At 59.3% G+C, this 15,762-nt stretch carries 17 protein-coding genes and 1 tRNA gene; 12 read left to right on the top strand and 6 right to left on the bottom strand.

Translation table 11 applies throughout. The features are described from left to right. Positions 1-5 precede the first annotated feature (5 nt). From AC1DE4_RS20350 to AC1DE4_RS20335, 4 genes are all read left to right on the top strand, one after another. Positions 6-743, top strand: a complete 738-nt coding sequence (locus AC1DE4_RS20350) for an alanyl-tRNA editing protein (RefSeq protein ID WP_025659108.1) — start codon at positions 6-8, stop codon at positions 741-743. Between the two features lie 18 nt (positions 744-761). Further along, positions 762-1,631, top strand: coding sequence for a 3-mercaptopyruvate sulfurtransferase (gene sseA, locus AC1DE4_RS20345; RefSeq protein ID WP_025659109.1), 870 nt, complete (start codon positions 762-764; stop codon positions 1,629-1,631). Between the two features lie 4 nt (positions 1,632-1,635). Continuing rightward, a complete protein-coding gene (locus AC1DE4_RS20340; RefSeq protein WP_025659110.1) occupies positions 1,636-2,199 on the top strand; it encodes a GNAT family N-acetyltransferase in 564 nt (187 codons plus the stop codon). 99 nt (positions 2,200-2,298) lie between these two features. Then, positions 2,299-2,766, top strand: a complete 468-nt coding sequence (locus AC1DE4_RS20335) for a DUF1203 domain-containing protein (protein WP_025659111.1) — start codon at positions 2,299-2,301, stop codon at positions 2,764-2,766. 59 nt (positions 2,767-2,825) lie between these two features. Here the strand turns inward: AC1DE4_RS20335 and ald are convergent, their stop codons facing one another. Next, on the bottom strand, positions 2,826-3,944 hold the full coding sequence (gene ald, locus AC1DE4_RS20330; RefSeq protein ID WP_477882693.1) for an alanine dehydrogenase: 1,119 nt from the start codon (positions 3,942-3,944) through the stop codon (positions 2,826-2,828). A 156-nt stretch (positions 3,945-4,100) separates the two neighbouring features. Between ald and AC1DE4_RS20325 the strand changes: the two genes are divergently transcribed. The 4 genes from AC1DE4_RS20325 to AC1DE4_RS20310 all read left to right on the top strand — a co-directional run bounded on the left by AC1DE4_RS20325 (position 4,101) and on the right by AC1DE4_RS20310 (position 8,031). Further along, the gene (locus AC1DE4_RS20325; RefSeq protein WP_018856958.1) at positions 4,101-4,562 is read left to right on the top strand and encodes an Lrp/AsnC family transcriptional regulator; all 462 of its coding nucleotides are present in this window, start codon (positions 4,101-4,103) and stop codon (positions 4,560-4,562) included. A gap of 90 nt (positions 4,563-4,652) precedes the next feature. Further along, on the top strand, positions 4,653-5,549 hold the full coding sequence (locus AC1DE4_RS20320) for a DMT family transporter (RefSeq protein WP_025659113.1): 897 nt from the start codon (positions 4,653-4,655) through the stop codon (positions 5,547-5,549). Between the two features lie 69 nt (positions 5,550-5,618). Then, positions 5,619-5,954, top strand: a complete 336-nt coding sequence (locus AC1DE4_RS20315) for a PilZ domain-containing protein (RefSeq protein ID WP_018856960.1) — start codon at positions 5,619-5,621, stop codon at positions 5,952-5,954. Positions 5,955-6,042: 88 nt separating this feature from the next. After that, on the top strand, positions 6,043-8,031 hold the full coding sequence (locus tag AC1DE4_RS20310; protein WP_025659114.1) for a bifunctional 2',3'-cyclic-nucleotide 2'-phosphodiesterase/3'-nucleotidase: 1,989 nt from the start codon (positions 6,043-6,045) through the stop codon (positions 8,029-8,031). Positions 8,032-8,065: 34 nt separating this feature from the next. On the opposite strand, the gene AC1DE4_RS20305 is transcribed toward AC1DE4_RS20310, so the two are convergent. Next, positions 8,066-9,034: a LysR family transcriptional regulator gene (locus AC1DE4_RS20305; protein WP_018856962.1), complete on the bottom strand. Its 969-nt coding sequence runs from the start codon at positions 9,032-9,034 to the stop codon at positions 8,066-8,068. A 141-nt stretch (positions 9,035-9,175) separates the two neighbouring features. Between AC1DE4_RS20305 and AC1DE4_RS20300 the strand changes: the two genes are divergently transcribed. Then, positions 9,176-9,790 (top strand): FMN-dependent NADH-azoreductase, encoded by a 615-nt coding sequence (locus AC1DE4_RS20300; protein WP_025659115.1) that lies wholly within the window; start codon positions 9,176-9,178, stop codon positions 9,788-9,790. 47 nt (positions 9,791-9,837) lie between these two features. On the opposite strand, the gene AC1DE4_RS20295 is transcribed toward AC1DE4_RS20300, so the two are convergent. Then, positions 9,838-10,416 (bottom strand): TetR/AcrR family transcriptional regulator, encoded by a 579-nt coding sequence (locus AC1DE4_RS20295; protein ID WP_025659116.1) that lies wholly within the window; start codon positions 10,414-10,416, stop codon positions 9,838-9,840. A 104-nt stretch (positions 10,417-10,520) separates the two neighbouring features. On the opposite strand from AC1DE4_RS20295, the gene AC1DE4_RS20290 reads away from it, so the two are divergent. Further along, complete coding sequence (locus AC1DE4_RS20290; protein ID WP_477882690.1) at positions 10,521-11,297, top strand: SDR family NAD(P)-dependent oxidoreductase; 777 nt, start codon at positions 10,521-10,523, stop codon at positions 11,295-11,297. A 4-nt stretch (positions 11,298-11,301) separates the two neighbouring features. On the opposite strand, the gene AC1DE4_RS20285 is transcribed toward AC1DE4_RS20290, so the two are convergent. From AC1DE4_RS20285 to ilvA, 3 genes are all read right to left on the bottom strand, one after another. After that, a complete protein-coding gene (locus tag AC1DE4_RS20285; RefSeq protein ID WP_025659118.1) occupies positions 11,302-12,573 on the bottom strand; it encodes a GGDEF domain-containing protein in 1,272 nt (423 codons plus the stop codon). Between the two features lie 192 nt (positions 12,574-12,765). Then, the gene (locus AC1DE4_RS20280; protein ID WP_025659119.1) at positions 12,766-13,092 is read right to left on the bottom strand and encodes an HlyU family transcriptional regulator; all 327 of its coding nucleotides are present in this window, start codon (positions 13,090-13,092) and stop codon (positions 12,766-12,768) included. A 35-nt stretch (positions 13,093-13,127) separates the two neighbouring features. Further along, positions 13,128-14,378: a threonine ammonia-lyase gene (gene ilvA, locus AC1DE4_RS20275; RefSeq protein ID WP_025659120.1), complete on the bottom strand. Its 1,251-nt coding sequence runs from the start codon at positions 14,376-14,378 to the stop codon at positions 13,128-13,130. Positions 14,379-14,556: 178 nt separating this feature from the next. Here ilvA and AC1DE4_RS20270 point away from each other — a divergent pair, with 178 nt between their 5' ends. After that, a complete protein-coding gene (locus AC1DE4_RS20270; protein WP_025659121.1) occupies positions 14,557-14,916 on the top strand; it encodes a hypothetical protein in 360 nt (119 codons plus the stop codon). A 54-nt stretch (positions 14,917-14,970) separates the two neighbouring features. Next, positions 14,971-15,055, top strand: a tRNA-Leu gene (locus tag AC1DE4_RS20265). Positions 15,056-15,762: the final 707 nt, after the last annotated feature.

Here is a 15,762-nt window from a genome sequence, read left to right as displayed (position 1 = left end):
ACCCCATGCCCGTCAATGCCCTCTATCGTGACGATTTCTATCTTTCGACATGCGAGGCGGTGGTAACCGCCGTTCACGACGACAGGGGCATTGAGCTGGATCAAACCTGCTTCTATGCGACATCGGGAGGCCAGCCGGGCGATACGGGATTCCTCGAGCGCGCCGATGGCAGCAAGATCACGCTTGGGCAGACGAAGCATGGAGCGACCAAGGACATCGTCGTGCATGTGCCGCTCGAGGGCCAGGAACAGCCGGCCGTCGGCGAGAAGCTGGTACTGCATGTCGACTGGCCGCGCCGCTACAAGCTTATGCGGATGCACACCGCCTGTCACCTGCTCTCCGTCGTCTGCTCCTATCCGATCACGGGTGCAGCTGTCGGCGAGGATGAGAGCCGTGTCGACTTCGATATGACCGAGACGATCGACAAGGACGACGTCACCGAAAAACTCATGGAACTGGTGCGGCAGAACTATCCGGTCTACCTGCAGTGGATCACCGACGAGGAGCTTGCTGCCAACCCTGGTATCGTCAAATCTAAGAACGTCCGTCCGCCGATCGGGCTCGGTCGGGTCAGCCTTGTCTGCATCGGCGAAAACTCTGCGATTGACAGCCAGCCCTGCGGCGGCACACATGTGTCCGAAACTCAGGAAGTCGGTCAGATTCATATTGCCAAGATCGAAAAGAAGGGCAAGGAAAACCGTCGCTTCCGTATTCGCTTCGGCGCTCCCGGCGACGAAGCCTGAAGCCCCAGGGAGAGTAGAATGAGCGAAGAAAAGAGCCGTTTCGTCGTTTCGGCCGATTTGCTGCAGGCGGAATTGGGCAAGCCGGATTTACGCGTCCTGGATGCGTCCTTCTATCTGCCGGCGCAGAAGCGCGATGCCGACGCCGAATACGCCGCCGGCCATATCCCGGGCGCCATCCGCTTCGATCAGGACAAGATCGCGGATCATTCCGTACTGCTGCCGCACACGATCCCCTCGCCAGAGTTTTTCGCAACCGAAGTCGGCAAGCTCGGCATCGGGGAAAACGATCATATTGTCGTCTATGATGGCATCGGGATGTTCGCATCGCCGCGTGTGTGGTGGCTGTTTCGCGTGATGGGCGCACGGAATGTGTACGTACTCGATGGTGGACTGGACGGATGGAAAGCGGAGGGTCGGCCGCTTGAGGCCACCGTTCCGCGCCACGAGCCAAAGGTTTTCAAGCCCACCTATGACGCCTCGCGGGTCGTCAATCTCGACGCCATGCGGGATATCGTTGCAAGCGGCGCGCTGCAGATAGCGGATGCCAGGAGCGCGGGCCGCTTTGCAGCGGTCGAGCCTGAGCCGCGCGCTGGCATGCGCTCCGGTCACATGCCGGGCGCGCGAAACCTGCCATCGGGTGTCTTCGCCACCCAGGGCCGCTTCAAATCCCTGCCGGAACTCAAGCAGACGATCGAGGAGGCGGGCGTAGACCTGTCGAAGCCCGTGGTCACGTCCTGCGGTTCGGGCATCACCGCGGCCATCATCACGCTGGCGCTGGAATCCCTCGGCCATACCGACAACAAGCTCTACGACGGTTCCTGGAGCGAATGGGGTGGCCGGGACGACACGCCTGTTGTCACCGGTCCGCCGGAACCGGTCAAAGCCTGACACGATGGTGAAGCCCCCCTCTTCCCTAAAAGCCCATATTACGCGCCTGGAAATGACGGCACCGCCGAAGGCAAGCCTTCCGGTGCCGATCAACATCCAGACGGCGATCATGCGAGCTCCCGACATTCCGCTGCCATTCTATCGCTATCTCTACCGTCAGGTCGGTGCTAGGTGGCAGTGGGTGGACCGGCTGCGGATGCTTGACGAGGATTTGGCCAGGTCGCTGCACGACAAACGCAACAATATCAGCGTGCTCTACGTCAACGGCGCGCCTGCTGGCTTCTACGAGTACTTCGTCGAGGATGAGGACACGATCGAGCTCAGCCACTTCGGGCTGTTCGAGCATGCGCTTGGCCTGGGGATCGGAAAGTGGTTCCTGCTGCAGGCGCTCTACGCAATCTGGACGCTCAATCCGAAGCGGGTGACGACGACGACCAACGATCTTGATCACCCGCGCGCTTTGCAGCTCTACCAGATGTTCGGCTTTTCACCGGTCTCCACCGGTTCGGGCATCGTCCGGCCGCTCAGCGACAAGGAACTTCTGGAGTTGAGCAAGAAGGACTGGTGAGTCGGCCAGGAGCTGGAGCCCTCGAGGGCTCTGGCAGGAATCGGGTGGTTTCGACCCCGATAAAGGCGCATCTCTTGGCAATCAGCAAGGAGATCCGCCATGACCGACATCCGCTTTTCCGCCATGCCCACCGCCGACGCCGAGAATCTCTGGAACGGCGGTACAGACGCCTACGGTTTCTTGCCCGAGACGATGGTTTCCGACGGGCCTGGCCATCCCTGCCGTCATTGCCTGAAGAATATCGATGCCGGCGAGGAATTGCTGGTCTTCGCCTACCGGCCGTTTCCGGAGCTTCAGCCCTATGCGGAGACCGGTCCGGTCTTTCTTCACAAGGAGCCCTGCGAGCGCTATGCCGCAGAAGAGGTCCTGCCGCCGGTTCTGACCAGCCCGGATTTCATCGTGCGCGGTTACAATGCCGATAACCGGATCGTGTACGGCACAGGCGCGGTAACTCTGACACCCGATATCCGCTCCTATGCCACCCAGCTCCTCGAGCGGCCGGAGATTGCCTACGTGCATGTGCGGTCGGCACGCAACAACTGCTATCAATGCCGTATAGACAGATGATGGAAAAAGGCTGGTCGCAGGAGAATGCGACCAGCCTGCCTCACGTAACGTGATGGGAATTACGCTACGGTTAGTACGCTTTCCGGAGCATAGGCTTCGTAGCCCAGCGCTTCGGCCACCGGCTTATTGGTGACGCGTCCCTTGTGGATATTGAGACCGTTCCTGAGGTGACGATCTTCCGCAATCGCACGCAGGCCGCGATCGGCCAGCGCCAGACCGTAAACCAGCGTTGCATTGTTCAAGGCATGTGCCGAGGTGACCGGCACGGCGCCTGGCATGTTGGCGACGCAGTAGTGCACCACGTCATCGACAACGTAGGTCGGTTCGGAATGGGTCGTTGCATGCGACGTCTCGAAGCAGCCGCCCTGGTCGATGGCAACGTCGACGATGACAGAGCCTCGCTTCATCCCCGACAGCATTTCGCGGGTCACAAGCTTCGGCGCGGCGGCGCCCGGAATGAGCACGGCCCCAATGACGAGGTCCGCCGCGAAAACTTCTTCTTCCAGAGCCTGAATGCTGGAATAGCGCGTATGGACGCGACCGCCGAAGATATCGTCAAGCTGGCGGAGACGGGGCAGTGACTTGTCGAGGATGCTGACATCGGCGCCGAGGCCCGCGGCCATCCTGGCGGCATGCAGGCCGACGACGCCGCCACCAATAATAGCGACCTTCGCCGGCAGCACGCCGGGAACGCCGCCGAGCAAGATACCCAGCCCGCCATTGGCCTTCTGCAGGGCGGTCGCACCAGCCTGTATAGACAGGCGTCCGGCCACCTCGGACATCGGCGCAAGGAGGGGCAGACCGCCCCGATCGTCCGTTACCGTCTCATAGGCAACAGCGGTGACGCCGGACGCAAGGAGACCCTTGGTCTGTTCCGGGTCGGGCGCGAGGTGAAGATAGGTGTAGAGAATCTGGCCATCGCGAAGCTGCGCCCACTCGGAGGGTTGCGGCTCCTTGACCTTGACGATCATATCGCACTTCTCGAAGATTTCCTTGGCCGAGGCGGCAATCTTTGCGCCAGCGGCCGCATAGGCCGCGTCATCAGCACCGATGCCGGCGCCCGCCTTGGTCTCAACCCAGACCTCGTGGCCATGGGCGACATATTCACGAACGGATGCAGGTGTCAGTCCGACACGATATTCATGATTCTTGATTTCCTTCGGGCAACCGACACGCATTGAGCGTTCCTCTCTCATTATGTCCGCTTCGCGGAGTGTTTTTGACCGGGAAATCCAATCACCACACCCGCGAAATGTCCTTGCAAAGAAGGTTTGCGCAGCGGGTGATTTTCGAAGAATATTGCGAATTAGAGCAAACAATCGAAAGTTCTTCGAATGTCAGAACCCGACGCCATCGATCTTGCGATTCTGAAGACGCTTCAGTCCGACGCCCGCATTACCAATGCCGACCTTGCAGCCAAGGTTGGACTGTCGCCATCGGCTTGCTCTCGGCGGCTTGATATACTGGAGAAGCGAGGCGTCATCCGCGGCTACCACGCCCACGTCTCTCACAAGGCGCTCGACTACAAGATGATCGCGATCGTGCACATCTCCCTGTCGGGCCAATTTGCGAAGACGCTCTCCGAATTCGAAGCCGCGGTGAAACGCTGTCCGAACGTCTTGGTTTGTTATCTGATGTCGGGCGAATACGATTACATTCTCCGTGTCGCCGCGCGCGACCTCGAGGACTACGAGCGCATCCATCGCGACTGGCTCTCAGCACTCCCGCATGTCGTAAAGATCAACTCCAGCTTCGCCCTGCGTGAAGTCATCGACAGGCCAAATGTCGGGCTTTGACAGAGAGCTGAAATCGGCAGAATGTCGCAGAATCGGAGCAGCGGCTTCGTCGTCCTCTGCCTGATCCCCCCACAATAAGACCCCGTACGCATGAAATCCAAAACCCAAGGATATATTTTCGTCCTGCTGGCGATCACCATCTTCTCGCTGCAGGACGGCATCTCGAAGCACCTGGCCTCCGCCTATCCGCCCGTCTTCATCACCATGATCCGCTACTGGGCCTTTGCCGCATTCACCATTGCGCTTGCTTGCAAGATGAGGGGTGGCCTCAAGCAGACGGCTAAGACAAAGAGGCCGCTCCTGCAGGTCTTCAGGGGCGTTTTGCTGGCCTCTCAGGTTGTCCTTGTCATCAATTGCTTCGCCCTGATCGGCCTAGCCCACTCGCAGGCAATCTTTTCCGCAACCCCGATTCTGATTGCGCTGCTCTCGATGCCGATCCTTGGCGAACGGGTGGGCTGGCGCCGCTGGACGGCAATTGGTGCGGGTCTGGTCGGGGTGCTGTTGATCCTGAAGCCGGAAGGCGAGTTTTTCGACGTCAAGCTGCTGCTTGCTGTCTTCTCATGCTTCCTGTTTGCATTTTACGTCATCGCTACGCGGCTTGTCAGTCGGGACGACTCGGCGATGACGAGCTTCTTCTACACGGGTGTCGTCGGCGGCATCGCCATGACGCTTGTCGGACCTTTCTATTGGACCTGGATGTCGGGGTGGGACTGGGGCTGGATGACGCTTGTCTGTCTGACCAGCATCTCGAGTCATTATTTTCTCATCCGGGCCTACGATATGCTGGATGCTGCCGCCGTGCAGCCGCTGACATATCTGCAACTCGTCTATGCATCGATCATCGGCGTGGTGATCTACAGCGAGAAGCTGAGCCTCACGATGATCGTTGGCTCCGCCATCGTCGTGGCGGCAGGCATTTTCACCGTGTGGCGCGAACACGTCGTTGCGCGCAGAACACGTTTGCAGCGGGGCTCTCCGCAATTCTAGATCGATCAATTAGAGCATTCTTAATGTTCCTCCAGTAGATTTCACCTACATGTTCTGGTGGAGCGTAACATGCAGCGTAATCTGAATATCATTGCCCGAAAGGCCGAGCGGCGGTCCTGCCGTGTATTCGGCAAGGTCCGCTATCTCACCAAAGAAGTTGATGCTCGCATCCTCGATATGTCGGTTACCGGCGTTGCCGTCGAGATCCGGTCGCCGATCCACGCCGCGGCCGGCAGCCGCGTGCAAATCATCGCCGAAGACCTCGGCACGCTTCACGGCATCATCCGCTGGAGCCATAATGGCCGCCTCGGAATTCAGTTCGACCCGAACTCCAATGCCCGTGCGCAGGTGGCCTCATACTTCCGGTTCTTCCACAAGGAAGTAAAGCCAGTCCTCTCGCGATAATTCCCTGTCATTTTCAGGGTTTACTCCTTCGCAAATCACCCTAGTCTCGCCATGGGCCGGGCGACGCGTGATTTTCGAAGGAGTTTTCATGTCTTCCATTCTGGATCTGCCACCAGTGACCCGCCGCTCGTTGCTTGGCGGCCTGGCCGCCACGTCAGCGCTCATCCTTCTTCATCCCTTCAGCGCGCACGCAGCCGCCAATCAGGCGCATCTTCGCCTGATGGAAACGACCGACATTCACGTCAACGTCTTTCCCTACGACTACTATTCCGACAAGCCGAACGACACGATGGGCCTGGCGCGCACCGCGACGATCATCGATAACATCCGGGCCGAAGCTGCCAACTCGCTGCTGATCGACAATGGCGACGTGCTGCAGGGCAACCCGATGGGCGACTACATGGCCTACCAACGCGGGATGAAGGACGGTGACCTACATCCCGTCATCAAGGCGATGAACACGCTCGGCTACACGGTCGGCACGCTCGGGAACCATGAATTCAACTACGGCCTCGATTTCATGTTCAAGGTGCTGAACGGGGCAAATTTCCCGTTCGTCTGCGCAAACCTGACCAAAGGCCAGCTCGTGTCCGATCCGACCAAGGACGAGCTGTTTTTCAAGCCCTATCTCATCGTCGAGAAGACAATCAAGGACGGCGCCGGCAGCGAGACCCCTATCAAGATCGGCTTCATCGGTTTTGTGCCGCCGCAAATCATGCTGTGGGATATCAAGAACCTCGAAGGCAAGGCGCAGACGCGCGACATCGTCGAGGCGGCCAAGGCCTGGGTGCCGGTCATGAAGCAGGAAGGCGCGGATATCGTGATCGCGCTCTCTCATTCCGGCATCGACGGCGCGGCCCCCTCCGAGAAGATGGAGAACGCATCGCTGCATCTTGCCGCGGTCGATGGAATCGACGCGATCTTTACCGGGCATCAGCACCTCGTCTTCCCCGGTCCCAAGACCTGGGATGGCATCCAGAATGCCGATCCGGTGAAAGGCACGTTGCATGGCAAGCCTGCTGTGATGGCGGGCTTCTGGGGCTCCCATCTCGGCCTCATTGACCTCCTGCTGGAAAAGGACGGCAAAGGTTGGAGAATTGTCGACTTCACCTCGGAAGCGCGGCCGATCTACCACCGCGACGATAAGAAGAAAGTCATCGCCGACGTCGCCGACAAAAAGGACGTCATCGAAGCTGCGAAGGCTGAGCATGAGGCCACCCTTGCCTACGTGCGCACTCCGGTCGGCAGGACATCGGCCCCGCTCTATTCCTATTTCGCGCTCGTTGCCGACGACCCATCCGTCCAGATCGTTAGCCAGGCACAGACCTGGTACATCAAGCAGATGCTTGCCGACACCGAATACAAGGACCTGCCCGTGCTGTCGGCCGCAGCGCCGTTCAAGGCCGGCGGTCGCGGCGGCGCGGACTACTATACCGACGTGCCCGCCGGCGATATCGCGATCAAGAACGTCGCTGATCTCTACCTGTACCCCAACACGGTTCAGGCGGTCGCCATCACTGGCGAACAGGTGAAGAACTGGCTGGAAATGTCAGCCGCCATGTTCAACGAGGTGAAACCGGGATCGAAGGACACGGACCTGCTGAACAGTGCCTTCCCATCCTACAACTTCGATGTGATCGATGGCGTCACCTACCAGATAGACCTGTCGCAACCGCGCAGGTTCGATGATGACGGCAAGTTGATCAATGCCGATGCGAACCGCATCCAGAATCTGCAGTTCGACGGCAAGCCTATTGATCTCAAGCAGAAATTTGTCGTCGTCACCAACAACTACCGCGCCGGCGGCGGCGGCAAGTTCCCGGAAATCGCCGCCGACAAGGTCGTCTTCCAGGCGCCGGACACCAATCGTGACGTTATCGTCCGCTTCGTCCACGAAGAGCGCACGATCAATCCGTCGGCCGACGGCAACTGGACCTTCAAACCGTTGCCGGGAACGACGGCCGTCTTCCAGAGCGGTCCGAAGGCCAAGCAGTTCCTCGCGGACGTGAAAAGCGTGAAGATCGAGGACGCAGGTGAAGGCACCGATGGATTCGCCAAATTCCGTCTGGTTCTCTAGGCGTTCAGCTCCCGGGGAGGCCCTTGCGCCTCGCCTATTCCGCCGCTAGGGAAAGGTCGCGCGCTGCATACTCCGCCACCTCGGCGGTGAAGTCGGCATGGCTTGGGCATTGCGAAAGCCTGGATCGAAAGGCGTCAACCATCCAGGTGGCAGCCGGTCCGGGCGGGGTTGAGATTCGTCGCATCGCATAAATTGGATACTCGCCTTGCTCGTAGGCCTGGAGATCCAGGTGTACAAGCGCTCCGCTTCTCAACTCGTCTCGAATAAGCGACGCCGGAAGACCACCCCAGCCGAGACCCCCGCGAATAAGAGAGTGCTTCGTCGCGATATCGCTAACGCGCCACGTCTTGTAGGAAAGCACATTGAAGTCGCGACCTTTGGTCAATCCGGAAGGGTCGGTGACAACAAGCTGCGTCTCGTCGCGGACATCGGCCAGCGTCAACGGCCGGCCCAACCGCGCCAAAGGATGAGCGCTCGACGCAACCGGCACCATGAAGGAATGGCCGATGCGCTCGGTCACAAGCGAATCATGCTGCTGCAGGATGGCACCGCCGATCCCGATCGTCGCCTTGCCGTTTGAGACGAGATCCATCACCACGCCGAGTTCACCGACCGCCAGATTGAGCCCGACGGACGGGAACTCGTTGCGAAACTCGCGCAGGACCTCAACCATCGCCTTTGACGGCACCATGACACTGATCGCGACGGAGACCTCGGCCTCCAACCCTTCCTTCAGCCCCTTTACGCGGGCGCGCATCACCTCGAGATCCGAGACGAGTCGCCGTGCGTCTTCGAGGAGTGCCCTGCCCGCCTCCGTCAGCTTCGGTTGCCTCGCACCCGAACGCTCGAAAAGGGGCACCTCCAGCTGCGCCTCGAGGTTGGCGATCGTGTAGCTTATGACCGATTGAGCGCGATTTAGCGTGCGCGAAGCAGCCGAAAAGCTGCCCATTTCCGCAACGGTAAGGAACACTTGCAACTGGTCGAGTGTGGGGTTCGGAAGCATCTTCCATCCAATCTATCGATGATTTTGATCGACATTATCACAGTTTTTTCGATAGTCGGCCAGTCCTATTTTCTGCTTCGAAACAGCGGCTCGAAGCTCCCAAGAACGGCCGCGAACGCAAATTCGAGAGGAAATTCAATCATGTCTTCCATTCTGCTTTTGACTTCCAGCCCGCGTGTAGACTCTCTTTCGACCACGATCGCCGCTGACCTTGCCGAAAAGATCAAGGCTCAGCAGCCGGGCAGCGCCGTCGTTCGTCGCGACCTAGGTGTAAATCCGCTGCCGCACATCGATGATCTCTTCACCGCAGCCATCCGCAAGCCTGCCGATGATCGCACCGTTGAGGAAGCCGCCGCCGTGAAGACGTCGGACGAACTCGTCGCCGAACTGCTCGCAGCCGATACGGTTGTCATCGGTACGGGTCTCATCAACTTCAACATCTACTCGTCGCTGAAGACTTGGATCGACAACGTCGCCCGCGCCGGCCTTACCTTCAAGTACACCGAAAGCGGCCCGGTTGGCCTTGCCACCGGCAAGAAGGTCTACGTCGTTCTTGCTTCCGGTGGCGTCTATTCGCAGGGCCCGGCGGCAGGCATGAACCACGCTGTACCGTACCTGAAGTCGGTCCTCGGCTTCCTCGGTATCACCGACGTCGAAACGATCTACGTCGAAGGCCTCGCCTTTGGCCCGGAAGCTGCCGAGAAGGCAATTGGCGCTGCCAAGGCCCGCGCTGAGGAAATCGCCCTCGCCGCCTAATCGGTGTCGAAATCGATGTTGAAACGGCCGGTTCTCACCGGCCGTTTTCATTTTGTGCCGAACTCGTTCACGAAGGCCTTCACAGTGTCGAGGATCTCGCCGCCAAAGGCTTCATCGTTGGATATCCGTGCAAGGCCAAGCGCTCCACTCATGAGACAGGACATGATGATCGCCTTGCGGCGAGCCTCTGCCTCATCGGTGGCGTCAATGCGCGCCTGCATGCTGTTTACGCTCGTCTTCAGCTGATCAGTCGCAAGCGATCGGCACCTCTCGCCACTGCGGGCCAGATCGGCCGTCAGGGCCGCAAACGGACACCCGCCGGCTGTATCGTCCCGGTGTTTTCCGCTCAGGTAGATCGCCGCATACTCCTGCAACGGAATGTCCTCTGGAGTCCGCCCCTCCGACCGAACCTTCGCCGACCAGGCGCCGAAGGCCGATTGCATTGCCTCTGCCACCAGTTCGTCTCGGGACGCAAAATGCTTGTAGAAGCCACCGACGGTCAGCCCCGCCTCCTTCATCAGATCCGCGACGCCGACGCCATCCAGCCCCTTCTCACGCAGACGCTTCGATGCAATTTCGACGATCCGCTCGTGTGTCTTGCGCTTGTCCTGCTGTGAGTGGCCCATAAAAATCTCTCCCCACACCGGTTGACAGATTTAGATTACGATCATAATCCTTCTGGATGTATATCCTAATCCAGATGGCGCAATTTTCCAAGAGGAGTCATGCAATGCGTCTGCAGAACAAGGTCGCCCTCATCACGGGCGGAAATAGCGGCATCGGTCTTGCAACTGCCAAGGTCTTCCTCGACGAAGGGGCGAAGGTGATCATCACCGGCCGGAATACCRAGACCCTCGCCGCCGCCGAGAAGGCGTTCGGCAGCAACGTGCTTGCGCTGAGACTTGATGTAACGGACGTCGCGGCCACGGAGCGGGCCTTTGCGGAAGCCGCCGCCAAGTTCGGCAAATTTGACGTGCTCTTTGCAAATGCCGGGATTGGCGGTGCGACTCCCCTTGGTGGAACGTCGCTGGAGCAATTTAACACGATCATCAGCACGAACCTGACCTCCGTCTTCTTTACGGTCCAGTCGGCATTGCCGCATCTGAACGACGGCAGCTCGGTCATCCTAAACGGCTCGGTTCATGCGGTGCTTGGTGCGCCCGGCTATTCAGCCTATGCAGCGACGAAGGGTGCGGTACGTGCCATGACCCGCAATATGGCTTCCGAGCTTGCGCCGCGCGGCATCCGCGTCAACCAGGTCACGCCAGGCGGCACCAAGACACCGATCTGGCAACCGGTGGCGTCGACGGCGGATGCAATGTCGGCGCTTGAAGCCCGGCTGGGCGCAATGAGCCCGCTCGGCCGAATGAGCGAAGCGGAGGAAATTGCCAAGGCCGCGCTCTATTTCGCGTCAAGCGATTCGACCAACGTCACAGGGATTGAAATTGTGGTCGATGGCGGCGCGACGAGCGCCCCGTCCGGCGCCAAAATATTCCGCGCATCGTGATCGGCTAATCGATCTTCTCGAGCCCGGGCTTGCCGACCACGCAATTGCGACCGCTTTTCTTCGCCTGGTAGAGCCTCTGGTCGGCGGCCGAAAGAACCGTTGTGAAGCTCACGCCGTCGGTATCGGCTGTCGCCACGCCGATACTGATGGTCACGGGCTCGCCATCCGGCGTCTTGACGCTATTCGCGATCGTCCAGCGCAAGCGTTCGGCCAGCCCCATTCCCTCGGCATGGTCGGTTGCCGGGCAGACCGCGACGAATTCCTCGCCGCCAAAACGGAAGACACGGTCGGCCGATCGCAAAATGCTGCCGAGGCGAAGCGTGATCGCCTTCAACACCTCATCTCCCTGCAGATGCCCGAAGCGGTCGTTGACCTCCTTGAAATGGTCCGCGTCCAGAATGATGACCGTGGCGGAGTGTCCCTGCCGCAGTGCTTCGCGAACCATGACCGGCGCTTCCATCTCCATTCGCGCGCGATCGTAGACCCCCGTCAGCACGTCCCTGCCGGTACGATCAAGCAGATCGTTGTAACGCTCCCGGAAGGTCAGGTCACTGAAGACATCACTGATCGGCCGCACGCTCGCGGGAATGCCTTCGCGCCGTATCCAAACTTCGTAGACGGCGAAGAGCAACGCATAGATGCAGACGGCAAACATCTTGGCCTTCCATCCGTCCCAGAAGGCAGAGGCAGGAATCTCGAGGAAGTAGTGGAGCGCACCGAAGAACCCGATCTGATCGAATGTGAGGATGACGAAGCCGCAGATCATAAAGCGCACGATGATCCAGTGCTTCAGGAAGCGGCCGAGGCGCTCGTACAGCAGGATAATGCCGATGGAATCGAGATAGAGGAGCGTCGTCCCCCAAACCATGAGCCATCCCATTTCCTTGAGGAAATCGAAGTTCGCGCCATCGCCCCGAGGGAGCTCGATCGGCGTATGCAGTTGCAGCAGCCATGCTACGGCGACCGTCAGGATATTGCCGACAAACAGGCCGTAGATCGGTTGGCGAACGGTAGCAGCGTCCTCTTGCCGATAAAGCATGAGAATCATCATCAGCTTGCCAGTGAAGAATACCGACGAACCAGGCGACGCAATGCCGAACGGTAGCGCGACATAAAAGACTGCCGCCAGGTAGGTTTCCATGAAGTGCATGACACCGAGGGCAGTGAGAAACATGCCCAGGCCGAGGCGCTGGCGGAAGTGCAGTAACGTCACCATGAGCGTGAAATAGCCAACGGCGGCAATGGCAAACAGCAGCAGGTTAAAGGCTTCCATCAGCTGCCCCTCTCACCAGCCAGCGCGCATCCAGAGGCAGTCCACCACACCTTAATGGCGGCGAACATGAGCGATGGTCTGTGTTTGTCGTAAGGCACGTGGCTGTCCTGCAAGGCTGCGGACACCAAGATTCCTCGTAATGCTTTAAGATTGCGTGAGTATCAGTATCGTCCTACCGATTCCGAGGAAAGCGGATCAGACCTGGCGAACTTTCGCGCCGTCGTTGAACAATGACGGCCCGTTCTGGTCGATGATCTGCTGCGCCTTGCGCACCGTGCACTCGATCGCATCATCCCAAGATCCGAACATGTCGGCGCGAATGAAATTGCGTACGAGGACCTCGCCCCCGACAGTTTTCTCGATCCGGCCGGCAAGGCGGTACTGGCCGCCTTCCTTTTGCGGCTCGGCATAGATCGAGCAGTCCCCATAGAGCTGCGGCTCGGAAGAGACGCCAGCCGGCGCTTCAGGCGATTTGCCGCCGCCTGAAAACATTGAGAAAATACTGGAGAAGATCGAAGCCATATTTCGCCTTATCATGGCAGCGCGTGCCGGAAAAGTTAAATGATGAGGTTTGCGAGGATCTCGTTTTCGGTGATGTCCTCGAAGCCGATGGCCGCATTCTCGAAGTTCGCGATGAGCTGCGCGAAATTCTCGGGCGCCTTGGTCTCAATACCGATCAACACCGAGCCGAAATTGCGAGCCGTCTTCTTGAGATACTCGAAACGGGCGATGTCGTCGTCGGGGCCAAGCAGGTTCAGAAAGTCGCGCAAGGCGCCGGGTCGCTGAGGCATCCGCAGGATGAAGTACTTCTTCAATCCGGCATAGCGCATTGCGCGCTCCTTGACATCGGGAAGGCGTTCGAAATCGAAGTTGCCCCCGGAGACAACGGCGATGACGGTCTTGCCTCTCAGCACTTCCGGATCCATCGCGGCAATTGCGGTCAGCGATAGTGCTCCCGCCGGTTCGAGGACGACTCCCTCGACGTTCAGCATCTCGCCGATGGTCACGCAAATGGCGTTTTCCGGCATCAGCATGACCTGCTCGGTGGGAAAGCCTTCCAGGGCGGCGAAGTTCAGATCCCCGATCCGCGCAACGGCCGCACCGTCGACGAAATTGTCAACCTTGGCGAGCGTCACCACCTGCCTTGCTTCGATGCTTCGCTTCAGGCTCGGCGCGCCGGCCGGCTCCGTGAAGATGAAGCCGGATTTTGGCACAAAATCATCGAGATAACTAGTGATGCCAGCCGCCAGTCCGCCGCCACCGACCGGCATGACGACCATATCAGGTGTGGTCCCTTCGGGCAGTTGCTGCAGGATTTCCGCGGCAACCGTCGCCTGGCCTTCGATGATATCCGGATGGTCGAACGGCGGCACCATGACGCCGTCGATCGCCTCGACGTGATCGCGGGCGGCCTTGTAGCATTGATCGAAGAAGTCGCCCGTCAGCTTGATGGTGATGAACTCCGCGCCAAAGATGCGCGTCTTGTCGATCTTCTGCTGCGGCGTTGTCACCGGCATGAAGACAACGCCATGCACGCCGAAATAGCGGCAGACGAAGGCAAAGCCCTGGGCATGATTGCCGGCCGAGGCGCAGACGAAGGTCTTGCCGCCAGCACCCTCGGCGATCGCCTTGCGGAAGAAATTGAAGGCGCCGCGAATCTTGTAGGAACGCACGGGTGAAAGGTCTTCGCGCTTCAGCCAGATGTCGGCGCCATAGCGCGCCGACAGGTGCTCGTTCAGCTGCAGTGGCGTTGCTGGAAATAGGCTGCGCATGGCCGCTTCGGCGCTCTCGACATCCTGCCTGGTCACAATCGTTCGTCCATTGCTGTTACCGACCACCGCTATGGCATAAGCGCGCAACGGGAAAAAGCCCATATCCGCCAATATTGTCCACTTGCGAAGTCATCTTTTGTATCGGCTGCCGCCGTTCGCGCAATAACGCGATTGTGCGCTATCAATTCGCTCGCAATGCGGCTACATCGCCCGGATGATCTCAAGCAAATTTGCAAGACCGATTGCCTGGCTGCTTTTCGCGGCCATTATTTTCGTCACCCTGTCGCCGATCGGGTTGCGCCCGCATACGGTCACGTCAGTCAATCTCGACCGCGCTCTGGCTTATTCGTTGGCCGGCTTCATGTTCGCGCTCGCCTATCCGCGGCATTGGATCGCGGTCGCGCTTCTCCTGGCCGCCGGCGCCTTGGCAGTTGAGTATCTGCAATGCCTGTCGCCGACGCGCCATGCGCGCTTCCACGACGCCGCGGTCAAGATTGTCGGCGCATCCGTCGGCGTGGTTGCCGGTTGCCTTTTGAATCCGGTCCGTATTGCAGCGCGTCCAGCGCAAACATGAGGAGCCGTCTCGCTCTTGACTGAATCGCCTCAGTCGTTGAAGGAGAATGCCTGCGCGAGCGTGGCGAAACTGGTAGACGCAAGGGACTTAAAATCCCTCACCGCAAGGTATACGGGTTCGATCCCCGTCGCTCGCACCAAATCGAAATCGCTATCTCAAATATATCCAGAAATCCGCCCGGAGTGGACGAACTTTATGTAGGGCGCTGCACATGGCCTGAGGGTGTGGATTAAACCGGCAGGCGCCCGGCGATCGATTGATAACAATGATCTACGGTCATGAGTATAGCAGCGTCCATTGGTCCTCCGGACGAAACGTGAGAACTGTTCCCGGATGTCCTATCTCACCTTCTAACATAGGTCATCCGTTGATGCGCCACCTTTGAGCACGGCCTGAGCTTCCTGAATGAGGAATACAACCATTGTCATTCCGGACGCCGGTAAATCCTAAATGTACACACGCCGTAGACAACAGGCTGCTGACGCCCCGGTGTCCTTGGCGAGTCCAGGTGCGGCCTACTGGACAGGCACAGCCTTTGGCTGCTCGTCCGGGCAACGGCACGACGTTGTGATCCGCTTTTTACATCGCGGTAGCCAGTGAAAGCCTTCTGTAACGGGCCTTGAGTCAATCCCTTGTGAGCTTAGTCCCTCGCCGAGTGCTTGCTTCTGTTCGCAGTCGGGGCTTGGCCGCTGCTTCTGTAACGGGCCTTGAGTCAATCCCTTGTGAGCTTAGTCCCTCGCCGAGTGCTTGCTTCTGTTCGCAGTCGGGGCTTGGCCGCTGCTTTATGGGGTCTGCTGAGGACCGGCTGGCCAATCTAGGAACGCGCAGTCACCTGAGTGCAGTGCT

The sequence above is a fragment of the Rhizobium sp. 10N414 genome (genome assembly GCF_056394785.1).
Note: the sequence above shows the minus strand (reverse complement) of the source record. Positions and strands in the feature narration are given on the sequence as shown.